Genomic DNA, 19,072 nt, shown 5'->3' on the forward strand with positions numbered 1-19,072 from the left:
ACGTGACGATGGCCAAGCAAATCCAGGCCGCGCTTTCCGTCGCCGGCACGGTTGGCGGCACCGTCGGCGCGCCGCCACGCCGCGTCCATGCGCAGGCCTTCGTCGCCGCGCTGCCGCGACGTCTGGCCGCGGCGGCGCAGTATCTGTCGCTGCCGCTCTGCGTGCTGCTGCTGTGGTGGCGGGCGAGTGCGCACGCGTGGCTGCCGGCCAACATTCTGCCGGGCCCGCAGACGGTGTTCGAGGCTTTCCTCAGCCTGCTCGCCGACGGCGAGCTGGCGGCGCAGCTCGGCGTCAGCCTGTGGCGCGTCGTCAAGGGTGCCACCGTCGGCATCGCCCTCGGCCTCACGCTCGGCGTCGCGCTCGGCGCCTCAAAGCGCGCCGAGCGCTGGCTGGGGCCGAGCTTCCGCACGCTGGCGCAGATTCCGTCGATCGTGCTGATCCCCCTGTTCATGATGCTGCTCGGCATCGACGACAGCCTCAAGCTGTTCATCATGGCCAAGGCCTGCGTGATCCCGCTGACGCTGGTCGTGTCCGAGGGCATACGCGCGATTCCGCACGCGCACATCGAACTCGCGCAGGCGCTGCGCCTGCGGCGCGGCACCTATCTGCGCCGCGTCGTGCTGCCGGGGGCGCTGCCGGCGGTGTTCACCGGCCTGCGCCAGGGCGTCGCGCACGTCTGGGTCGCGCTGGTGTCGGTCGAACTGCTGGCCTCGGCCGACGGCATCGGCTACCTGATGACCTGGAGCCGGCAGATCTTCCAGCTCGACATCGTGCTCGTCTGCATCGCCGTCATCGGCGCGACGGGGTTCACGCTCGATCTGCTGATGCGCGGACTCGAAGCGCTGGTGCAGCCCGGCACGCGCCGCGGCAGCGCGAGCGCGGCCGGTGCGCCGGCAAAGATGCAGTGGCAGGGCTGCGCGCTGCCCGCCGCGCTGCTGTTCCTGTGGTGGCTGGCGACGCGCGAGCACTGGGTCAGCCCGTTGGTTCTGGTGCCGTTCGGGCAGCTGCTCGACGCGCTGCTCGACCACGACGTTCGCGCGAGCCTTGTCGGCGGCGTGCTGTCGACGTTCGGCCGCCTGCTGGTCGGTGCTTCGGCCGGCATCGTCGTCGGCCTCGTGCTCGGCGCGGCGATGGGACTGTCGAAGCATGCCGAGCGCATCATCGGCCCGAGCTTCCACGGCTTCCGCCAGGTGGCGATCCTCGCCTGGGTGCCGCTGCTGACGGCGTGGTTCGGCACCGGCGATCTGTGCAAGCTCGTGTTCATCGCCATCGCCGCCGCCAAGCCGATGGTCATGGGCGCCTACGAGGGCACGCGGCACGCGCCGCATCAGTTCATCGAAGTCGGCCGCGTCGTCGGCCTGTCGCGCTGGCGGCGGCTGACGCGCATCTACCTGCCGGCGGCCTTGCCGAGCATCGTCACCGGCCTGCAGCTCTCGCTGATCTTCGCGTGGTTCGCGGCGATCGGCGCCGAGTACGTCATCGGCGTGATTTCCGGCGGCATCGGCTCGGTCGTCATCGCCGCGCAGGAACAGTTCCGCACCGATGTCGTGCTGCTCGGCGTCACGCTGATCTCGCTGATCGGCATCGCGATGAACCGCCTGCTGCGCCGCGGCCAGCGCCGGCTGTTCCGCTGGCAGAGCGCCGGCTGATTCCACTTTCCCCAGGGTCCACATCATGCGCAATCTCATCCGCCCGTTCCTCGTCGCCGCCGCCGCCCTGCTGCTGCCGCTGGCCGTGCAGGCTGAACCGCAGCCGCAAACCATCCGCTTCGGCGAAGTGGGCGGCTCCAACGTCAAGAGCGAAGGCGGCAAGCCGCAGGGCACCGGGCTCGTAGCGCTCGCCGAGTATCTGCATCTGTTCGAGAAGGAGTTCGGGCCGAACGGACCGAAGATCGAGGAGGTGTTCTTCTCCGGCACCGGGCCGGCGCAGAACGAAGCGCTCGCGCAGGGCGCGATCGATTTCGGCACGTACGGCGGCGTGCCCAACGTCATCGGCCTCGCCAACCGCATCCCGGCGCACATCGTTGCCACGCGGCGCTCGAGCGGCACCGGCAACTACTATCTCGGCGTGCGCGCCGATTCGCCATACCGCACGCTCGCCGATCTGAAAGGCAAGCGCATCGCCGTGCAGAAGGGCACCAATCCGCATCAAACGCTGGTGCTGCTGATCGAGTCGAACGGCCTGCGCGACGACGATTTCAAGATCACCAACCTGCAGGGCAACGAGGCCGTCGTCGCGCTCAACGCCGGCGCCGTCGATGCGGTGTTCGGCGGCGTCAATCTGCTGATCCTGCGTGATCGCCAGCAGCTGCGGCTGGTCGGCGGCACGCGCGACTTCCAGCAGGCGCCGAGCCAGAGCGGCGTGCTCGTCGCCGATGCGTTCGCGTCGAAATATCCGGATACCGTCGCCCGCGTCGTCAAGGTGCTGACCGACGTTTCGCACTGGGCGTCCGAGGAGTCGCACCGCGAGGCGCTGCTGCAATTTCTCGCGGCGCGCAGCATCGGCTACCAGTACGTCAAGGAAGACTACGAGGGCTCGCTGCGCGAGCGCTTCAATCCGCTGCTCGACGAAAGCTCGGTCGCTGCCTATGTAGAGATCGTCAAGTTCGCCGTTTCGCACCAGCTGATCCGCAAGGCGCCGGACGAGGCGACCGTGCGCAGCTGGTTCGCGCCGCAATACCAGCAGGCGGCCCTGCAGCAGCTGCAGCTCGCCGACTACTGGCCGAAGAGCGGCGCCTTGCTGCAGGTCGCCAAGCGCTGATGGTCTGAACGCAGCAATCCGCCGCACGGCTGTTGCGATCCGCTCAGCAAGGCCGGCCGGCATATTCGAAGAGCAAAATGGAAGTCATCGCAAGTGATTGATATAAAAATGAAAAAAGTCTTTTCGTTGCGGCCGCCGGGAATGGCACGGCGGCTGCTTGGCAGCACGGTCCGAGTCACGAAGAGCCCGTCGCAAGACACCCGCAACGTCCGAGAAAGCCTGCAAATTCCAGGAGTCCGCACATGAGCAGTTCCAACGTCGTCCAGCTTCCGCATCAAGTCACCCTCGATACCTTCGACGAGCAGTACGTGGCCGACGTGCTCGTGGTCGGCGGCGGTCCCTCGGGCGCCTGGGCGGCGCTCGCCGCGGCGCGCGCCGGCAGCAAGGTCGTGCTCGCCGACAAGGGCTACTTCGGCACCTCGGGCGCGCAGTCGCCGTCCGGCACGGGCGGCTACTACATCAAGCCCGACGATCCGCAGCACCGCGAGGGCATGATCAAGGCGCGCCTGCCGATCGCCTTCGGCCTCGCCGACGAGGCCTGGATCGAGAAGGTCTACGACCAGAGCTTCATCAACCAGGACCTCATGTCGCGCTGGGGCTACGCCTTCCCGAAGACCGAAGACGGCAACAAGGAGCGCTGGGGCGGCATGCGCGCGGCCGACGCCGTGTACTTCCTACGCACGCAGCTCGAGAAGTACGAGAACGTCACGATCCTCGACCACAGCCCGGCGCTCGAGCTGCTGATGTCGGACGGCGTCGTCGCCGGCGCGACGGGCTGGAACCGCCGCAAGGGCGTGAGCTACATCGTGCGCGCGGGCGCCGTCGTGCTCGCGACCGGCGGCACGGGTTTCCGCTCGGGCATCCAGGGCGGCCACACCAATACCGGCGACGGCTACCTGCTCGCGGCCGAGGCCGGCGCGCACTTCTCGGGCATGGAGTTCAGCTCGCAGTGGGCGATCGTGCCGAAGGGCAGCGCCTGCTCGAAGACCGCCGTCTACAACTCGGCGACGATGACCGACGCCAATGGCCAGGTCGTCGGCCGCGGCAAGGGCTCGACGATCGCCGAGATCGAGACCGGCAAGCTCTGGGTCAAGCTCGACAAGTACGACGAGGAGGGCCGCCGCAAGATCCAGGCCTCGCAGCCGATGACCTTCCAGTATTTCAAACGCCATCTGCGCATAGATCCGTTCAGCGAGAACTACGAGTGCGAGCACCTGCTCGAAGGCACGATCCGCGCGGCCGGCGGCATCGAGGTCGGCGACGGCGCGGCGACGACGGTGCCGGGCCTGTTCGCGGCCGGTGACACGACCTCGCGCGAGAAGCTGGTCGGCGCGAACCAGTCGGGCGCCGGTCCGGCGACGGCCTGGGCGCTCGCCACGGGTTCGTGGGCCGGCCATTCGGCGACGCTGTTCGCGCGCCGCTTCGGCGCCAAGGCCGCGACGCGCAAGCTCGTCGCGCTCGGCGGCGCCGGCCTGCGCCCGACCGGCGGCCGCGACGCGAACCTCGATCCGCACGCGATCATCGCCAGCATCCAGGAAGAAGTGCTGCCGGTCGCCAAGTTCTACCGCAAGGACGCCGCGACGATGGAGCTCTCGCTCGCCAAGGCGCACGGCCTCTGGGCGCAGATCCGCGCCGGTCTGGCGGCCGATCCGCGCCTGCACGGCGCCGACTACGCACGCGCCGTGGTGCGCGCGCGCGAAGCGGCCTCGCTGATCCAGACCGCTCGCCTGATCTTCACGAGCTCGCTCGAGCGCAAGGAAAGCCGCGGCCTGCTGCGCCGCTCGGACTATCCGGTCATCGTCGAGTCCGAGCTCAGCCACGTCATCACCGGCGGCGTCGACCAGATCTGGGTCAAGCGCAAGCCGGTGTCCGGCAACACGCAGCTGCAGGCGAAGGCGTCATGATCGAACTGGTTTTCGAGGATCGCTGCACGCAATGCGGCAAGTGCGAGGAGCTCTGCCCGTCGAACGTCTTCGACATCGGCGCCAAGGGCTTTCCGGTCATCGCGCGTCAGGAGGAATGCAGCACCTGCTACCTCTGCGAGGCGCACTGCCCGGCCGACGCGCTCTACGTCGGTCCGCTGCGCACGCCGCAGCCGGTCACGCACGAGCACGTGCTCAAGCTCGAGGTGCTCGGCGATTTCCGGCGCGGCGTCGGCTTCGACCGTTTCGCGCCGGGCGCGTACAGCTACGGCGAGCAGGTCGAGCGCACGGGCTCGGGTCCGCTCGGCGCGCGCGACACGAGCGGCGCCAACGCGGCGATCTACGCGGCGCTCGACACCGCGCGCGAGCGCGGCCTCGTCGATATCCGCGAGCGCAAGCCGATCGCGCGCGAGATCGTCATCTGAAGCAGCACGGCCCCGTCGCCGTCCGGGCGGCGGGGTTTCCTCAACGCATCACCGAAGAGATGGAACGCCGATGAGCTTCGTCGTCACCCTGTCGGGCAGCCCGCACGCGAACGCGCGCTCCGCCGCTCTGCTCGAGCGCGTCATCCATGCCGTGCGCGAGCAGGGCAGCGAGGTCGTCTCCTACCATCCGTCCGATTTCCCGCCCGAGGCGCTGGTCTACGCCGACTTCCGCCACGCGCTCGTGCGGCGCCTGCAGGAAGACGTCGCGCGCGCCGACGGACTCATCATCGCCACGCCGGTCTACAAAGCCGCGTACAGCGGCGCGCTCAAGCTGCTGCTCGATCTGCTGCCGCAGAAGGGCCTGTCGCGCTCGCTCGTGCTGCCGATCGCGAGCGGCGGCAGCCTCGCGCACATGCTGGCGATCGACTACGCGCTGCGGCCCGTGCTCAGCGCGCTCAAGGCGCGGCACGTGCTCGACGGCGTCTACGCGGTCGAAAGCGAGCTCGCCTGGGCGGCGCCCGGCGAGCTCGCGATCGGCGACGAACTGCAGGAGCGTCTCGACGAGGCCGTCGGCCGCTTCGTCGCGCAATTGCCGTCGGCCGCGCCGCGCACCGAAGCAGTGGTGCGCACGCTGGCGGTCACGGCGCGCACGGTCGGCGCGCTCGCGGTGGCGTCTTGAGCGAAGCACTGGACAATGCGGCGACGCAGCGCGGCGGCGTGCCGCGCTTCGTCGTCTTCAGCGTCGGCCAGGGCGTGTCGTCGATCGGCACCTGGGCGCAGAAGACCGCGATCGGCTGGCTCGCGTGGCAGCTCACGCATTCGCCGGCGTGGATCGGCGCGGTGGCGATGACCGACGTCATCGCGCTGCTCTGGGTCGCGCCGCTGTCGGGCGCGATCGTCGACCGCCACAATCCGTATTTCGTCCTGCAGCGCACGCAGTGGCTGCTGATGACGCAGGCCGCGCTGCTCGGCGCCTGTGCGTTCTCGGGCTTGCTGTCGATCTGGGCGCTGATCGCGTTCGCGCTCGTCGAATCGACGCTGCAGGGCGTCGGCCAGCCCGTGCGCATGACCGTGACCGGCATGCTCGGCGGCCGCGAGCGTCTGTCGCAGGCGATCGCGAGCAGCTCGATCGCCTTCAACCTCGCGCGCAGCATCGGCCCGGCGATCGCCGGCCTGATCCTCGCGTATGGCAGCGCCGGTTTCGTGTTCGCGCTCAACGCCGTCTCGTACTTCGGCATGATCCTCGTCTCCGCGCATCTGCGGCCGCTGATCGATCGCGCGCCGACGGCGACGCGCGGGCCGCTGCTCGCCAACGCGCTCGACGGCTTCCGCTACGTGCTGCGCACGCCGGAGATGAAGACGCTGTTCCTGCTCGTCGCCGTGTTCTCGCTGCTCATGCGCCCGTTCGGCGAGCTGCTGCCGGCGTTCGCGGGCGCGGTGTTCAAGGGCGGTGCGCAGACGCTGTCGCTGCTGATGACCGCGCAGGGCATCGGCGCGCTGTTCGGCTCGCTGTGGATGCTGCGCCAGCGCTCGCCCGACCAGCTGTTCGGCACCGCGCTCGTCAGCACCGCGGCGCTGTCGGTCGCGCTGATCCTGTTCTGCGCGACGCCGTTCGTGCAGGCCGCCGTGGCGTTCATGCTCGCCGCCGGCGCCGCGCACGTCATCAGCAACATCGGCCTGCAATCGCTCGTGCAGTTCGTCGCCTCGCCCGAGTATCGCGGCCGCAGCCTCGCGCTGTACGGCCTGCTGTTCCGCGCCGGGCCCTCGCTCGGCGCGTTCGTCGCCGGCCTCGCCGCGCACCTCGTCGGCCTGCCGCTGGTGATCGGCGCGGCGGCCGCGTTCGGCGGCGTGCTGCTCGCGCTGCTCGCGCCGGCCGTGCGCCGCGGGCGCGAACCGGCGCTGCCGGCCGTCGCCGAATGAAACCAACGCCTCGCATGATCCACAGGAGCCACCGCCCATGAGCGCCGCTGTCCGTGAGCCGCAACACGAGATCGAACCGCTGTTCCACACGCGCTGGTCGGCGCGCGCGTTCACCGGCGAGGCGATCGCGGACGCCACGCTGTACACGCTGTTCGAGGCGGCGCGCTGGGCGCCGTCGGGCGGCAATGGTCAGCCCTGGCGCTTCGTCTACATCAAGCGCGACCACGTCGACTGGCCGCTGTTCCTCGGCTTCCTCAACGAGCGCAACCGCATCTGGGCGAGCCGCGCGGCGGCGCTCGTGCTGCTCGTCTCGCGCCAGGAACGCGAGACGCCCGAAGGACCAAAGCCGGCGCGCTCGCACTCGTTCGACGCCGGCGCGGCGTGGTCGAACTTCGCGCATCAGGCGCACCTGCTCGGCTGGGGCACGCGCGCGATGGGCGGCTTCGACCTCGCGCGCACGCGCACGGCGCTGCAGATTCCCGAGGTCTACGCGCTCGAAGTCTTCATCGCCGTCGGCCGCGTCGGCGACGTCGAGATGCTGCCCGAGGACCTGCGCGCGCTCGAGAAGCCGAACGGCCGGCTGCCGCTCGACGCGATCGTCTCCGAAGGCCGTTTCGCATTCACCTGAGGTTCCCGTCATGAGCCAGGCTTCGCTCAAGCTGCCCAATCAAGAACCGGCCCTCGGTCTGCCGACGTCCCTCGCCCGCGTAGCGGGAGAGGTGGGGACCATCCGCGGAGCGGATGGTGGGGTGAGGGAGAGAACGTTCGCCGACGCGCCACGCGCCGCGCCGGCGCCGCCCGCCGCGCGCGCGCGCGCGACGCTCGCGCTGCGCAAGGTCTCCAAGCACTTCACGGTCGACGGCAAGCCGCTCGAGGTGCTGCACGACATCGAGCTCGAAGTCGCCGACAACGAGTTCGTCTGCGTCGTCGGCGCTTCGGGCTGCGGCAAGTCGACGATCCTGCGTCTCATCGCCGGGCTCGAGACGCCCGACGGCGGCGCCGTGCTGCTCGGCGACACGCCGGTCACGGGCCCGGGCCTCGAGCGCGGCATCGTCTTCCAGGAGCACCGCCTGCTGCCGTGGCTCGACGTCGAGCAGAACGTGCTGCTCGGCCTCGACGCGGTGAAGACGCTGAGCGCCGCGCAGAAGCGGGAGCTCGTGCGCGAGCACATCGCGCTGGTCGGCCTCGAGGGCTTCGAGAAGGCCTATCCGGCGCAGCTCTCGGGCGGCATGGCGCAACGCGCGGCGATCGCGCGCGGCCTCGTCGCCAAGCCGCAGATCCTGCTGCTCGACGAGCCGCTCGGCGCGCTCGACTCGCTGACGCGCACCTACTTGCAGGAAGAACTGCTGCGCATCTGGCGCCAGGAGTCGATCACCACGGTCATGGTCACGCACGACGTCGAGGAAGCCGTCTATCTCGCCGACCGCATCGTCGTGCTCGATCCGCGCCCGGGCCGCGTCCGCACGATCGTCGACGTGCGCCTGCCGCGGCCGCGCTCGCGCGGCCACGCGGCGTTCGCGGCGCTCAAGGAAAAAGTCCTCGGCGAGCTGCGCCATTGAGTGCGCTACGCTGCACCCCACTGAACCGATGAATACCGTTTCGCCTTCCGATCCGGCCGCGCCGGAGCGGATCGACCTCCGCGCGATGCCGCGCGTGCTCGGCCGCCTGCTGCGCCTCTCGCTGCGCTACCGCTGGCTCTGCGCGCTCGCCGTCGCGAGCACTTTCGGCGCGGCGATCTTCAGCCTCGTCACGCCGCGCCTGCTCGGCCACGCCGTCGATCAGGCGCACACGCTGCTCGCCGGCGGCGCCGCGCACGCCGACGCCGCGCGCCACGCCTTGTGGTGGACGGCGCTGCTGGTGATCGGCGCCAACACGATCCGCGGCCTGCTGACCGGCACGCAGGGCTTCCTCGGCGAGTACATCGCGCAGCGCGTCGGCTATGACCTGCGCCTCGCGTTCTTCGAGAAGCTGCAGCGCCTGAGCTTCGACTACCACGACCGCGTGCATTCGGGCGAGCTGATCGCGCGCGGCATGCTCGATCTCGAAGGCGTGCGCGCGTTCATCGAAATGGGCGCGCTGCGCGTCGTCATGCTCGTGCTGCTCGTCGGCGTCGGCGCGTGGCGCCTGTTCAGCACCGACGCGCCGCTCGCGGCGCTCGCGCTGTCGTTCGTGCCCTTCGTCGTCTGGCGCGCGAGCAACATGGGCGCGCTGCTGCGCGTGACCTGGCAGAAGCTGCAGGCGCTGATGAGCGATCTCACGCGCACGATGGAGGAAAACCTGCAGGGCATGCGCTTGGTGCGCTCGTTCGCGGCCAACGACTTCGAGATGCAGAAATTCGATGTGCAGTCCGAGGCCGCGCTGGCGCTCGCGAATCGCCGCATCACGGTGCGCATGGGCTCGATGAGCCTCATGAACTTCGCGTACTACATCGCCATGGGCCTCGTGCTCTACGTCGGCGGCCATCGCGTCGGCGCCGGCACGCTGACGGTCGGCACGCTGACCGAGTTCCTCGCGTTCATGACGATCCTGCAGCAGCCCGTGCGCCAGGTCGGCATGATCGTCAACTCGAGCGCGCGCGCGACGTCCTCGGGCGCGCGGCTGTTCGAGGTGCTCGACGCCGAGCCCGCGGTGCGCGACGCGCCGGGCGCGCGCGAGCTGCGGATCGGCGACGGCGTGCTGCGCTTCGAGCACGTCGGCTTCGCGCACGAGCCCGGCGCGCGGCCGGCGCTGCGCGACGTGAGCTTCGAGCTCGCGCCGGGCCGCACGCTCGGCATCGTCGGCCCGCCGGGCAGCGGCAAGTCGGTGCTCGCGAACCTCATTCCGCGCTTCTACGACGTCAGCACGGGCCGCATCACGATCGACGGCCAGGACATCCGCGACGTGACGCTGGCCTCGCTGCGCCGCGCCGTGAGCCTCGTGCAGCAGGAGGTCTTCCTGTTCGATACCTCGGCGCGCGACAATATCGCCTACGCCGATCCGCAGGCCAACGAGCTGCGCGTGCAGGCGGTCGCCTCGACGGCGCAGATCCACTCGCATCTCGCGGCGCTGCCGAAGGGCTACGGCGCGCACGTCGGCGAGCGCGGCGTCGCGCTCTCGGGCGGCCAGCGCCAGCGCCTGTCGATCGCGCGCGGTCTGCTCGACGATCCGGCGATCCTCGTGCTCGACGATTCGAGTTCGGCGATCGACGCCGGCACCGAGGCGCAGCTGCGCCGCGCATTGATGCGCGCCGCGCCGCATCGCGCGACGATCATCATCGCGCACCGCCTGAGCTCGCTGAAGCACGCCGACGAGATCCTCGTGCTCGACGACGGCGCCGTCGTCGAGCGCGGCACGCACGCGCAGCTCGTCGCGCTCGGCGGCCACTACGCCGAGCTGTGGGCGCTGCAGAACCGTGCCGCGGCAGCGCGCGCGCCGGCTGCCGTCGAACTGGCCGCCGGTGAACTACCCGCCGAAATGGAGAAGCGCGCATGAGGCCGGGCGGCGGTGGCGGCGGCATGAATGCCGACCGCAACGCGATGGGCGGTTCGACGGTCGAGGGCACCGAGCGCGGCGAGGAGATCTTCGCGCGGCGCCTCGACGGCAAGGTCGTGCGCCGCCTCGTCGCGCTGATCCGGCCGTACCGCGCGAGCTTCATCTGGGCGATCGTCGCGGTCGCGGCGTTCACGGCCGTGCAGGTCGCGATCCCGGTGACGGTGCGCTACGCGGTCGACAGCGCGGTCGGCGCGACGCACTTCTCGCTCGATACCGTGCTGCTCGCGTTCGGCGCGCTGATCGTCGCCAACGGCGTGCTCAACTTCTATCAGGAATGGATCGCCGCGCGGCTCGCGCAGCGCGTGATCTTCGACCTGCGCCGCGCGATGTACGCGCACCTGCAGGACGTCTCGCTCGGCATGCTCGAGCAGACGCACGTCGGCCGCCTCATGGCGCGCCTGCAGGGCGACGTCAACTCGCTGCAGGAATTCCTCGAGACCTCGGTCTCGGCGATCGGCGACTTCTTCCTGCTGGTCGGCATCGTCGGCGTGCTGCTGTGGATGAATCTCGAGCTCGGCCTGCTGACGCTCGCCGTGCTGCCGGTGCTCGTGCTGATCCGGGCATGGTGGATTCCGTGGGCGCGCGGCATCTTCCGCCGCGCGCGCGATGCCTCGTCGAGCGTCAACGCCGCGCTCGCCGAGAACATCAACGGCATCCGCACCGTGCAGGAGCACCGCCGCGAGGCGCTCAACCTCGTCGCCTACGAGCAGCGCGCGAAGGAGAACCTCGACGCGCAGGTCGGCTCCTCGCGCGCCTCGCAGCTGATGGTGCCGACCGTCGACGCGCTGACCGGCGTGGCGATGGCCGTCATCGTCGTCGCCGGCGGCAGCGCGGTACTCAAGGGCACGCTCGGCGTCGGCGTGATGGTCGCTTACATCTTCTACGTGCAGCGCTTCTTCGATCCGATCCGCACGCTGTCGATGCAGTACACGGTTTCGCAGCGCGCGATGGCTGCGGCGGCACGCATCTTCGAGGTGCTCGACCTGCCGGTGCAGATCCAGGACAAGCCCGACGCGCGCGAGCTCGACGACGGCGTGCCGGCGATCGAGCTGCGCAACGTGACCTTCGGCTACCGGCCGAAGCTGCCGGTACTGCACGACATCAGCCTGCGCGTCGAGCCGGGCCAGACCGTCGCGCTCGTGGGCCCGACCGGCTCGGGCAAGACCAGCATCACCGCGCTCGTGCACCGCTTCTACGACGTCTGGTCGGGGCAGGTGCTGGTCGGCGGCGTTGATGTGCGCGATCTCAAGCTCGACACGCTCGGGCGCAACGTCGGCCTCGTGCTGCAGGAGCCGTTCCTGTTCACGGGCAGCATCCTCGACAACATCCGCTACGGCGTCGCCGGCGCGACGCGCGAGGACGTCATCGCCGCGGCCAGGGCCGTGCACGCGCACGCGTTCATCGAGCGCCTGCCCGAAGGCTACGAGACCGAGCTCGGCCAGCGCGCGCGCAACCTCTCGATCGGCCAGCGCCAGCTCATCAGCTTCGCGCGCACGCTGCTCGCGCAGCCGCGCATCCTGATCCTCGACGAGGCGACCGCGAACATCGACAGCTTCACCGAGCTCAAGATCCAGAAGGCGCTCAAGGTGCTGCTCAAGGGCCGCACGAGTCTCGTCATCGCGCACCGCCTCGCGACGATCCGCGACGCCGACCGCATCGTCGTGCTGCAGCACGGCCGCATCGCCGAGCAGGGCACGCACGACGAGTTGCTCGCACGCGGCGGTCTCTACGCACAGCTGCACGCGAGCAGCCACGCTACCTTCGACGAGTTCGCGGGCGACTGACGAAGGGCTAGGGCGCAGGCGCGCCGCCGAGCACTTCGTGTTCGTAGCGCGCGCCCTGCGCGGCGTCGTACTGGCCTTCCCATTTCGCAATCACCAGCGTCGCCAGCGAGTTGCCGACGACGTTGAGCGCGGTGCGCGCCATGTCGAGGATGCGGTCGATGCCGGCGATGAAGGCGAGGCCCTCGAGCGGGATGCCGACGCTGCCGAGCGTCGCCAGCAGCACGACGAAGGACACGCCCGGCACGCCGGCGATGCCCTTGGAGGTCACCATCAGGGTCAGCACCAGCAGCAGCTGCTGCATCAGCGTCAGGTCGATGCCGTAGAGCTGCGCGAGGAACAGCGCGGCGATGCTCTGGTACAGCGTCGAACCGTCGAGGTTGAAGGAGTACCCGGTCGGGATCACGAAGCTGGCGATCGGCTGCGGCGCGCCGTAGGCGTGCATCTTCTCCATGATGCGCGGCAGCACGGTCTCGGAACTCGCGGTCGAGTAGGCGAGGATCAGCTCGTCCTTGAGCAGGCGGATCAGGCGCAGGATGCGGAAGCCGAACAGGCGCGCGACGGCGCCGAGCACGACCAGCGCGAAGAACAGCACCGCCGCGTAGACCAGCACGACCAGCTTGGCGAGCGGCAGCAGCGAGGCGAAGCCGAAGGTCGCGACCGTCACCGCGATCAGCGCGAACACGCCGACCGGCGCGTAGCGCATGACCATGTGCGTGACCTTGAACATCGTCTCCGAGATGCTGCGGAAGGTCTGCACCAGCGGGTCGCGATGCGCCGCCGGCAAGGTCGACAGGGCCAGGCCGAAGATCACCGAGAAGAAGATGATCGGCAGCATTTCGCCCCTGACGATGGCCTCGAAGACGTTCGCCGGAATCAGGCCGAGGATGGTCGCCACCAGGCTGTGCGGCCCCTGCTGCACCGCTTCGGTGGTGCGCTGGTACTGCGAGATGTCGCTGGTCGTGAGCTGCCGCATGTCGATGCCGGCGCCGGGCTGGAAGGTGTCGGCGAAGAACAGGCCGATGACGATGGCGACGGTGGTGATGATCTCGAAGTAGACGATGGTCTTCAGGCCGATGCGGCCGAGTTTCCTGGCGTCGCCGACGCCGGCGATGCCGACGATCAGCGAGGAGATGACGATCGGCACGACGATCATCTTGATCAGGCGGATGAAGATCTGCCCGGCGGGCGTCAGGATGTTGGTGATCAGCCAGTCGCGCGTACCGCCGTCGGCGCCCATGCCGTGCAGCGCGCTGCCGGCGATCACGCCGAGCACGAGCGCGATGAGGATTTGCCAGGCGAGGCTGAGACGGGGCAGGCGCATGAGCGGCGGTTCCTTGCGGCGGAAAGACGGACCATAGGAAGCTTGCCGGTCCGGATGCAAATCGGCGGCCTCACGACACGGGTCGCAAGATGCGCGCCGCCGCAGGTGGTGCATCGGCCGCCGGCGACGGTACGATGCGCGGGCCATTGCAACGGAGTCGTCATGAGCCTGTTGTCGCCGCTGCCGCAGCGTGAGCTGACGCTGAAGAACCGTATCGTCGTCTCGCCGATGTGCCAGTACTCGGCCAGCGACGGCGTGCCCAACCAGTGGCATCTCGTGCATCTCGGCGCGCGTGCCGTCGGCGGCGCCGCGGCGGTGATCGCCGAGGCCACCGCCGTCGAAGCGCGCGGCCGCATCTCGCCGGGCGACACCGGCCTGTGGAACGACGCGCAGACCGAGGCCTGGGCGCCGATCGCGCAATTCGTCCGCGAGGCCGGCGCCGTCGCCGGCATCCAGCTCGCGCACGCCGGCCGCAAGGCGAGCTGCGCCACGCCGTGGAACGGCGGCCGCGCGCTGGCGCCCGAGCAGGGCGGCTGGCGGCCGATCGTGGCGCCGTCGGCGCTGGCCTTCGACGAGCACAGCATCGTGCCGGAGGCGCTCGACATCGAGCAGATCGACGCGCTGGTGCAGGCCTTCGCCGCGGCGGCGCGGCGCGCGCTCGACGCCGGCTTCGAGCTGCTGGAAATCCACGCCGCGCACGGCTATCTGCTGCACGAGTTCCTTTCGCCGCTGGCGAACCGTCGCGGCGACGCCTACGGCGGCAGTTTCGACAACCGCATCCGCCTGCTGCGCCGCGTGCTCGCCGCGGTGCGCGTGGTGTGGCCGGAGCGCCTGCCGCTGTGGCTGCGCATCTCGGCGACCGACTGGGCGGATGCGCAGCGTGACGGCGCGGGCTGGGATCTGCAGCAGTCCTGCGCGCTGGTCGAGGCGATCAAGGACGACGGCGTCGACCTGATCGACGTGTCGAGCGGCGGCACGCTGGCCAAGGCGAAAGTGCCGGTCGGGCCAGGCTACCAGGTGCCGTTCGCCGCCGAGATCCGCCGCCGCTGCGGCGTCGCCACCGGCGCGGTCGGTATGATCACCGAACCGCGCCAGGCCGACGCCATCGTCCGCAACGGCGAGGCCGACGTGACGCTGCTGGCGCGCGAGATGCTGCGCGATCCGTACTGGCCGCGGCGCGCCGCGCTCGAGCTCGGCCTCAAGCCCGAGCCGCCGCCGCAATACCAGCGCGCCTGGTAGGCGCGGCTCAGCGCCGCGCGCGCGGCAGCTCGATGATCCAGGCGTCCCGGAGGTCGGCGAGCTTGTGCGTCTTCGCCTGCGCGACCGAGGCCTCGGCGCGCGTCGCATAGTGCCCGGCGAGCAGGCGGTAGCGGGCGCCGGCGCCGGCCGGCACTTCGACGATGTCGATGTTCCAGCCGCGCGCGCGCAGCTGCCTGGCCCGCGCTTCCGCCTGCGCGCGCGAGCCGGCTCCGGCCAGCACCAGCCGCCATTCGCGCGGGCCCGGCGCGGCCGCGGCGGCGGGGCGGGCGGGCGGTGCCGGCACGGGCGGTGCCGGCGTTGCCGCGGCCGGTGCCGGCGCGGCGGGCACGGCCGGCGGCGGCGAGATCAGGGCCGCCGCGGCGCCGTCGCCGGCCGGCGACGCCAGTTCCGCGAGACGCGGCCGCGCCCGGCCCTCGGCCCGCACCTGCTGCGCCAAGTAGCGCGTCGCGTAGTCGTCGTCGAAGGTGGTCAGCGCCAGGCGCGGCGCCAGCGGGCCGACCTCCTGCGCGGCCACGCGCTCGACGCCACGCGCGGTGGCGCGCAGGCATTCGCCGGGCTCGTCGAGGCGGCGATGCCCGGCCGGCGTGTCGATCTCGGCGGCGCCGGACACCAGGCACAGCTCGTCGCCGGCCGCCGACGACTCGGCCCAGGCGTCGGTGCCGTAGAGGCGCACCTTGATCCGCGACAGCGTCAGGCGAACGTCGGCCGGCGCCTTCTGTTCGAGCTTGCGCGCGTCGACGTGCACGGCGCCGCGTTCGAGCGTCATTTCCAGCAGCACGGTGCGGCCCGGCGGATCGGGCGGCGCGGTGGCGACGATGCGCACGCCGCTGTCGCCGGCCAGCGTGAAGGCGCCGCCGTCGGCGAGCGCCACGCTGACGCGGCCGCCGGGCCCGGTGCGCAGCTGGTCGCCGGCGAGCAGCGCGCCGCGCACGCCCGGCGGCGTCGATACCGCGCCGCGCGTGACCGCGACCGGCGCCTCGACCCGGTTGAACTGCAGGTCGTCGCCGGCCGCGGCCGGCAGCGACAACGGCAGCAAAGCGCCAGCGACCCAGCTCCGCCACGACCGCATCGTCCACCCCTTTCTCGGAGCCCAGGCTCCCGGCGCGCGCGAGCGTAGCAAAGCGGCATCGGTTCCGGCAGGCCGCGTGCTAGCATGCGCGCGCGGTTTTTACCCCACCGACAAGACCGGCCGCATGCCCGAAGCGTCCTCCGAACCGCCGCCCGAAGGCGGCCGCCAACACCTCTCGTCCGCGCTGCCATGAGCGGCATCGTCGTCGTCGATCAGCGCTCGGACTGGCCGGTCAGCATTCCCGGCATCGAGGTCGTCACCGCCTGGGACTACCTCACGCACGAGGACCTGACGCGCGCGCGCAAGGTGCGCATCTACAACCTCTGCCGTTCCTTCGGCTACCAGACGACCGGCTACTACGTCTCGCTGCTGGCCGGCGCGCGCGACCACAAGCCGCTGCCCGAGATCACCACGATCCAGGATCTCAAGCTCGCCGAATCGCCGCGCATCCTCAACGACGAGGTCGAGGAGCTGATCCAGCAGTCGCTGGCGCGCATCGGCTCGGCCGAGTACGTGATGAACGTCTACTTCGGACGCTCGATGGCCAAGCGCCACGAGCGCCTGGCGCGCGCCCTGTTCAACCAGTTTCCGGCGCCGCTGCTGCAGGCCAAGTTCAGCTATCGCGGCGACGAGTGGCGCGTCGATACCTTCGGCCCGATCGCCCTCGGCGAAGTGCCGGCCGCGCACCACGAATTCCTCTACGAGGCGGCGCAGGATTATTTCGCGCGGCGCCGCGCGCCGAGCGTGCGCCGCGATTCGTCGCGCTACGATCTCGCCATCCTCGTCAACGAGGATGAGCAGGAGCCGCCGTCCAACGCGCGCGCGCTGAGGATGTTCGAGCGCGCCGCCGAGGATCTCGGCTTCGAAGTCGAGTTCATCGACAAATCGGACTATGGCCACGTCGCCGAGTTCGACGCGCTGTTCATCCGCGAGACCACGGCGGTCAATCACCACACCTATCGTTTCGCGCGCCGCGCCGCGCGCGAGGGCCTGGTCGTGGTCGACGATCCGCTGTCGATCCTGCGCGCCGCCAACAAGGTGTTCCTCGCGCAGCTGATGGAGCGGCACCGCATCCCGCAGCCGAAGACCGTGCTGCTGCACTCGCGCAACGTCAAGCAGGCCGGCCGCGAGCTGGGCTTTCCCTGCGTGCTCAAGCAGCCGGACTCGCAGTTCTCCAAGGGCGTGATCAAGGTCGAGACCGAGGCGGAGTTCCGCCGAGAGGCGGCCGACATGCTGGAGCGCTCGGATCTCATCATCGCGCAGTCCTACGAGCCGACCGACTACGACTGGCGCGTCGGCGTGCTCGACGGCGTACCGCTCTACGCCTGCCGCTACTACATGGCCAAGGATCACTGGCAGGTCGTCAAGCGCGCCGGCAACGGCGCGATCGTCGAAGGCGGCCACGAGACGCTGGACGTCAAGGACGTGCCGGCGGCGGTGCTGAACGTCGCCGTGCAGGCGGCGCGCGCGGTCGGCAGCGGCCTGTATGGCGTCGATCTCAAGCAGTTCGGCAAGGTGGTCAAGGTCATCGAGGTCAACGACAATCCGAACGTCGATCACGGCGTCGAGGATCTCGTGCTCAAGGACACGCTGTACCGCAAGGTGATGGAGTACTTCATCAAGCGCCTCGAGCAGCGCACGCGAGAGCAGGCGCGGTGAGTCCGCGACTGCGCCGCGCACGGACCGGCGACGTCGACGCCATCCTGGAGCTCGAGCGGCATTTCCCCGGCGACCGCATGTCGCGCGCTTCGGTGCAGCGCTTCCTGCGCGTCGCCAGCGCCCGGGTCTGGGTCGTGGAAATCACGGCGGCGCGCACCCACGTCGTCGGCGCGCTGATCCTGCTGACGCGCCGTGGCAGCACCATCGCACGCATCTATTCGGTGGTCGTCGATCCGATCGCCCGGGGCCTGGGACTGGGTCGTCGCCTGGTGCAGGTCGCCGAGCGCGGCGCGCGCGCAGCCGGCTGCGCGGCGGTCTCCCTGGAAGTGCGCGAGGACAACGCCGCGGCACGCGCGCTGTACGCCAGTCTCGGCTACGCCGAGCGGCAGCGCCTGCCGGGCTATTACGACGACGGCGGCGATGGCCTGCGGCTGCGCAAGGTCCTGGCGGGGCGGCGCGCTCGCTGAGCCTGCAGGCGCGGCGTACTCGGCCCGATCCGACTTTTGCTTCGCCCGAAAGGCGAAACGAGCGCGGGACGAAGCAGGCAACGCAGCCGCCGGAGCCTGCCCCAGGCACAAACGAAAACGCCGCCCGAAGGCGGCGTTTTCCTGCGACGGGGCCCGGCTTACTTGGAAGACTTGTCTTCCTTCGGCTCGCCGATCGACAGCAGCTCGACCTCGAAGATCAGCACCTGGTTCGGGCCGATCTTCACGCCGGCGCCGCGCTCGCCGTAGGCGAGATCGGACGGGATGTAGAACTTGTACTTGCTGCCCGGCGTCATCAGCTGCACGCCTTCCGTCCAGCCCGGGATCACGTTGGCGAGCGGGAAGCTCACCGGCTGGCCGCGCGAGTACGAGCTGTCGAACTCCTCGCCGTTGATCAGCGTGCCCTTGTAGTGCACGGTCACCGTGTCGCTGGCCTTCGGATGCTCGCCCTTGCCCTCGGTGAGGACTTCGTACTGCAGGCCCGAGGCGGTGGTCTTCACGCCTTCGCGCTTGCCGTTCTCCTCGAGGAACTTGGCGCCTTCCTCCTTGTTCTTCGCCGCCTGCTCTTCGCGCTGCTTGATCTGGCGCTCCTGCATCTTCTTGGCGACGGTGTTCTTGATCTCCTCGCGCGCGGCGTCGTCCATCTTCGGCGCGTTGCCGGCGAAGGCGTCATCGAGGCCGGCCTTCATCGCCGCGAGATCGACATCGTCCTTGACCGGCTGCAGCGACTTGCCGAGGTCGACGCCGATGGCGTAGCTGAACTTCTGCGCGTCGGTTTCGAGCGCGGCGTTGCTGCCGGCCTTGTCGTCCTTCTTGGCGCAGCCGGCGACGATCGCAGCGGCGGCGAGGCTGATGGCCAGCAGGCGTAAAGAATTCTTCATGGGTAGGTCCGGATTGGGAGGGGGCCAGATGGGAGGGCCAGATGCAAAAAAGGCG

General features: G+C 70.2%; 16 protein-coding genes. 13 read left to right on the top strand and 3 right to left on the bottom strand.

Going from position 1 to position 19,072, the window contains the following annotated elements:
- The first annotated feature begins 8 nt into the window (after positions 1-8).
- The 10 genes from K344_RS20670 (at position 9) to K344_RS0107415 (ending at position 12,342) form a co-directional block, all read left to right on the top strand.
- Positions 9-1,649 (top strand): ABC transporter permease, encoded by a 1,641-nt coding sequence (locus K344_RS20670; RefSeq protein WP_051361997.1) that lies wholly within the window; start codon positions 9-11, stop codon positions 1,647-1,649.
- A gap of 25 nt (positions 1,650-1,674) precedes the next feature.
- Complete coding sequence (locus K344_RS0107375) at positions 1,675-2,760, top strand: ABC transporter substrate-binding protein (RefSeq protein ID WP_028080128.1); 1,086 nt, start codon at positions 1,675-1,677, stop codon at positions 2,758-2,760.
- Between the two features lie 242 nt (positions 2,761-3,002).
- Complete coding sequence (locus tag K344_RS0107380) at positions 3,003-4,664, top strand: FAD-dependent oxidoreductase (protein ID WP_028080129.1); 1,662 nt, start codon at positions 3,003-3,005, stop codon at positions 4,662-4,664.
- On the top strand, positions 4,661-5,107 hold the full coding sequence (locus K344_RS23440; protein WP_084197128.1) for a 4Fe-4S dicluster domain-containing protein: 447 nt from the start codon (positions 4,661-4,663) through the stop codon (positions 5,105-5,107). Before K344_RS0107380 ends, K344_RS23440 begins: the two co-directional genes overlap by 4 nt.
- A 70-nt stretch (positions 5,108-5,177) precedes the next feature.
- Positions 5,178-5,786: an NADPH-dependent FMN reductase gene (gene ssuE / locus K344_RS0107390; protein ID WP_028080130.1), complete on the top strand. Its 609-nt coding sequence runs from the start codon at positions 5,178-5,180 to the stop codon at positions 5,784-5,786.
- Positions 5,783-7,027 carry an MFS transporter gene (locus K344_RS0107395; RefSeq protein WP_028080131.1) on the top strand — a complete coding sequence of 415 codons (1,245 nt, stop codon included), beginning with the start codon at positions 5,783-5,785 and terminating at the stop codon, positions 7,025-7,027. Before ssuE ends, K344_RS0107395 begins: the two co-directional genes overlap by 4 nt.
- Positions 7,028-7,064: 37 nt before the next feature.
- Complete coding sequence (locus tag K344_RS0107400; protein ID WP_028080132.1) at positions 7,065-7,655, top strand: nitroreductase family protein; 591 nt, start codon at positions 7,065-7,067, stop codon at positions 7,653-7,655.
- 199 nt (positions 7,656-7,854) lie between these two features.
- Entirely contained in the window at positions 7,855-8,586 is a 732-nt protein-coding gene (locus K344_RS0107405) for an ABC transporter ATP-binding protein (RefSeq protein WP_028080133.1), read from the top strand.
- 28 nt (positions 8,587-8,614) lie between these two features.
- Positions 8,615-10,498 carry an ABC transporter ATP-binding protein gene (locus K344_RS20680; protein WP_084197134.1) on the top strand — a complete coding sequence of 628 codons (1,884 nt, stop codon included), beginning with the start codon at positions 8,615-8,617 and terminating at the stop codon, positions 10,496-10,498.
- Entirely contained in the window at positions 10,495-12,342 is a 1,848-nt protein-coding gene (locus K344_RS0107415) for an ABC transporter ATP-binding protein (protein WP_211234491.1), read from the top strand. The genes K344_RS20680 and K344_RS0107415 overlap by 4 nt, the downstream gene beginning before the upstream one ends.
- Positions 12,343-12,349: 7 nt before the next feature.
- Here K344_RS0107415 and gltP read toward each other — a convergent pair whose 3' ends face one another.
- On the bottom strand, positions 12,350-13,663 hold the full coding sequence (gene gltP / locus K344_RS0107420) for a glutamate/aspartate:proton symporter GltP (RefSeq protein WP_028080135.1): 1,314 nt from the start codon (positions 13,661-13,663) through the stop codon (positions 12,350-12,352).
- A 162-nt stretch (positions 13,664-13,825) separates the two neighbouring features.
- Between gltP and K344_RS0107425 the strand changes: the two genes are divergently transcribed.
- The gene (locus tag K344_RS0107425; protein WP_028080136.1) at positions 13,826-14,902 is read left to right on the top strand and encodes an NADH:flavin oxidoreductase/NADH oxidase; all 1,077 of its coding nucleotides are present in this window, start codon (positions 13,826-13,828) and stop codon (positions 14,900-14,902) included.
- 7 nt (positions 14,903-14,909) lie between these two features.
- On the opposite strand, the gene K344_RS22920 is transcribed toward K344_RS0107425, so the two are convergent.
- Complete coding sequence (locus K344_RS22920) at positions 14,910-15,992, bottom strand: SPOR domain-containing protein (protein ID WP_084197136.1); 1,083 nt, start codon at positions 15,990-15,992, stop codon at positions 14,910-14,912.
- Between the two features lie 189 nt (positions 15,993-16,181).
- On the opposite strand from K344_RS22920, the gene K344_RS0107435 reads away from it, so the two are divergent.
- Positions 16,182-17,651 carry a RimK family ATP-grasp domain-containing protein gene (locus K344_RS0107435; protein ID WP_028080137.1) on the top strand — a complete coding sequence of 490 codons (1,470 nt, stop codon included), beginning with the start codon at positions 16,182-16,184 and terminating at the stop codon, positions 17,649-17,651.
- Positions 17,648-18,118, top strand: a complete 471-nt coding sequence (locus K344_RS0107440; protein WP_028080138.1) for a GNAT family N-acetyltransferase — start codon at positions 17,648-17,650, stop codon at positions 18,116-18,118. The genes K344_RS0107435 and K344_RS0107440 overlap by 4 nt, the downstream gene beginning before the upstream one ends.
- Positions 18,119-18,276: 158 nt before the next feature.
- On the opposite strand, the gene bamJ is transcribed toward K344_RS0107440, so the two are convergent.
- A complete protein-coding gene (gene bamJ, locus K344_RS0107445; RefSeq protein WP_028080139.1) occupies positions 18,277-19,017 on the bottom strand; it encodes a BamJ family beta-barrel-assembly machinery protein in 741 nt (246 codons plus the stop codon).
- Between the last annotated feature and the right edge of the window lie 55 nt (positions 19,018-19,072).

Origin of the sequence: Solimonas soli DSM 21787 (assembly GCF_000474945.1) — a bacterium.
Lineage (GTDB): Bacteria > Pseudomonadota > Gammaproteobacteria > Nevskiales > Nevskiaceae > Solimonas > Solimonas soli.

Coding starts and splice junctions, on each gene's coding strand:
- K344_RS20670 (WP_051361997.1), top strand. CDS start 9: ATGGCCAAGCAAATCCAGGCCGCGCTTTCCGTCGCCGGCACGGTTGGC.
- K344_RS0107375 (WP_028080128.1), top strand. CDS start 1,675: ATGCGCAATCTCATCCGCCCGTTCCTCGTCGCCGCCGCCGCCCTGCTG.
- K344_RS0107380 (WP_028080129.1), top strand. CDS start 3,003: ATGAGCAGTTCCAACGTCGTCCAGCTTCCGCATCAAGTCACCCTCGAT.
- K344_RS23440 (WP_084197128.1), top strand. CDS start 4,661: ATGATCGAACTGGTTTTCGAGGATCGCTGCACGCAATGCGGCAAGTGC.
- ssuE (WP_028080130.1), top strand. CDS start 5,178: ATGAGCTTCGTCGTCACCCTGTCGGGCAGCCCGCACGCGAACGCGCGC.
- K344_RS0107400 (WP_028080132.1), top strand. CDS start 7,065: ATGAGCGCCGCTGTCCGTGAGCCGCAACACGAGATCGAACCGCTGTTC.
- K344_RS20680 (WP_084197134.1), top strand. CDS start 8,615: ATGAATACCGTTTCGCCTTCCGATCCGGCCGCGCCGGAGCGGATCGAC.
- K344_RS0107415 (WP_211234491.1), top strand. CDS start 10,495: ATGAGGCCGGGCGGCGGTGGCGGCGGCATGAATGCCGACCGCAACGCG.
- gltP (WP_028080135.1), bottom strand. CDS start 13,663: ATGCGCCTGCCCCGTCTCAGCCTCGCCTGGCAAATCCTCATCGCGCTC.
- K344_RS0107425 (WP_028080136.1), top strand. CDS start 13,826: ATGAGCCTGTTGTCGCCGCTGCCGCAGCGTGAGCTGACGCTGAAGAAC.
- K344_RS22920 (WP_084197136.1), bottom strand. CDS start 15,992: ATGCGGTCGTGGCGGAGCTGGGTCGCTGGCGCTTTGCTGCCGTTGTCG.
- K344_RS0107435 (WP_028080137.1), top strand. CDS start 16,182: ATGAGCGGCATCGTCGTCGTCGATCAGCGCTCGGACTGGCCGGTCAGC.
- bamJ (WP_028080139.1), bottom strand. CDS start 19,017: ATGAAGAATTCTTTACGCCTGCTGGCCATCAGCCTCGCCGCCGCTGCG.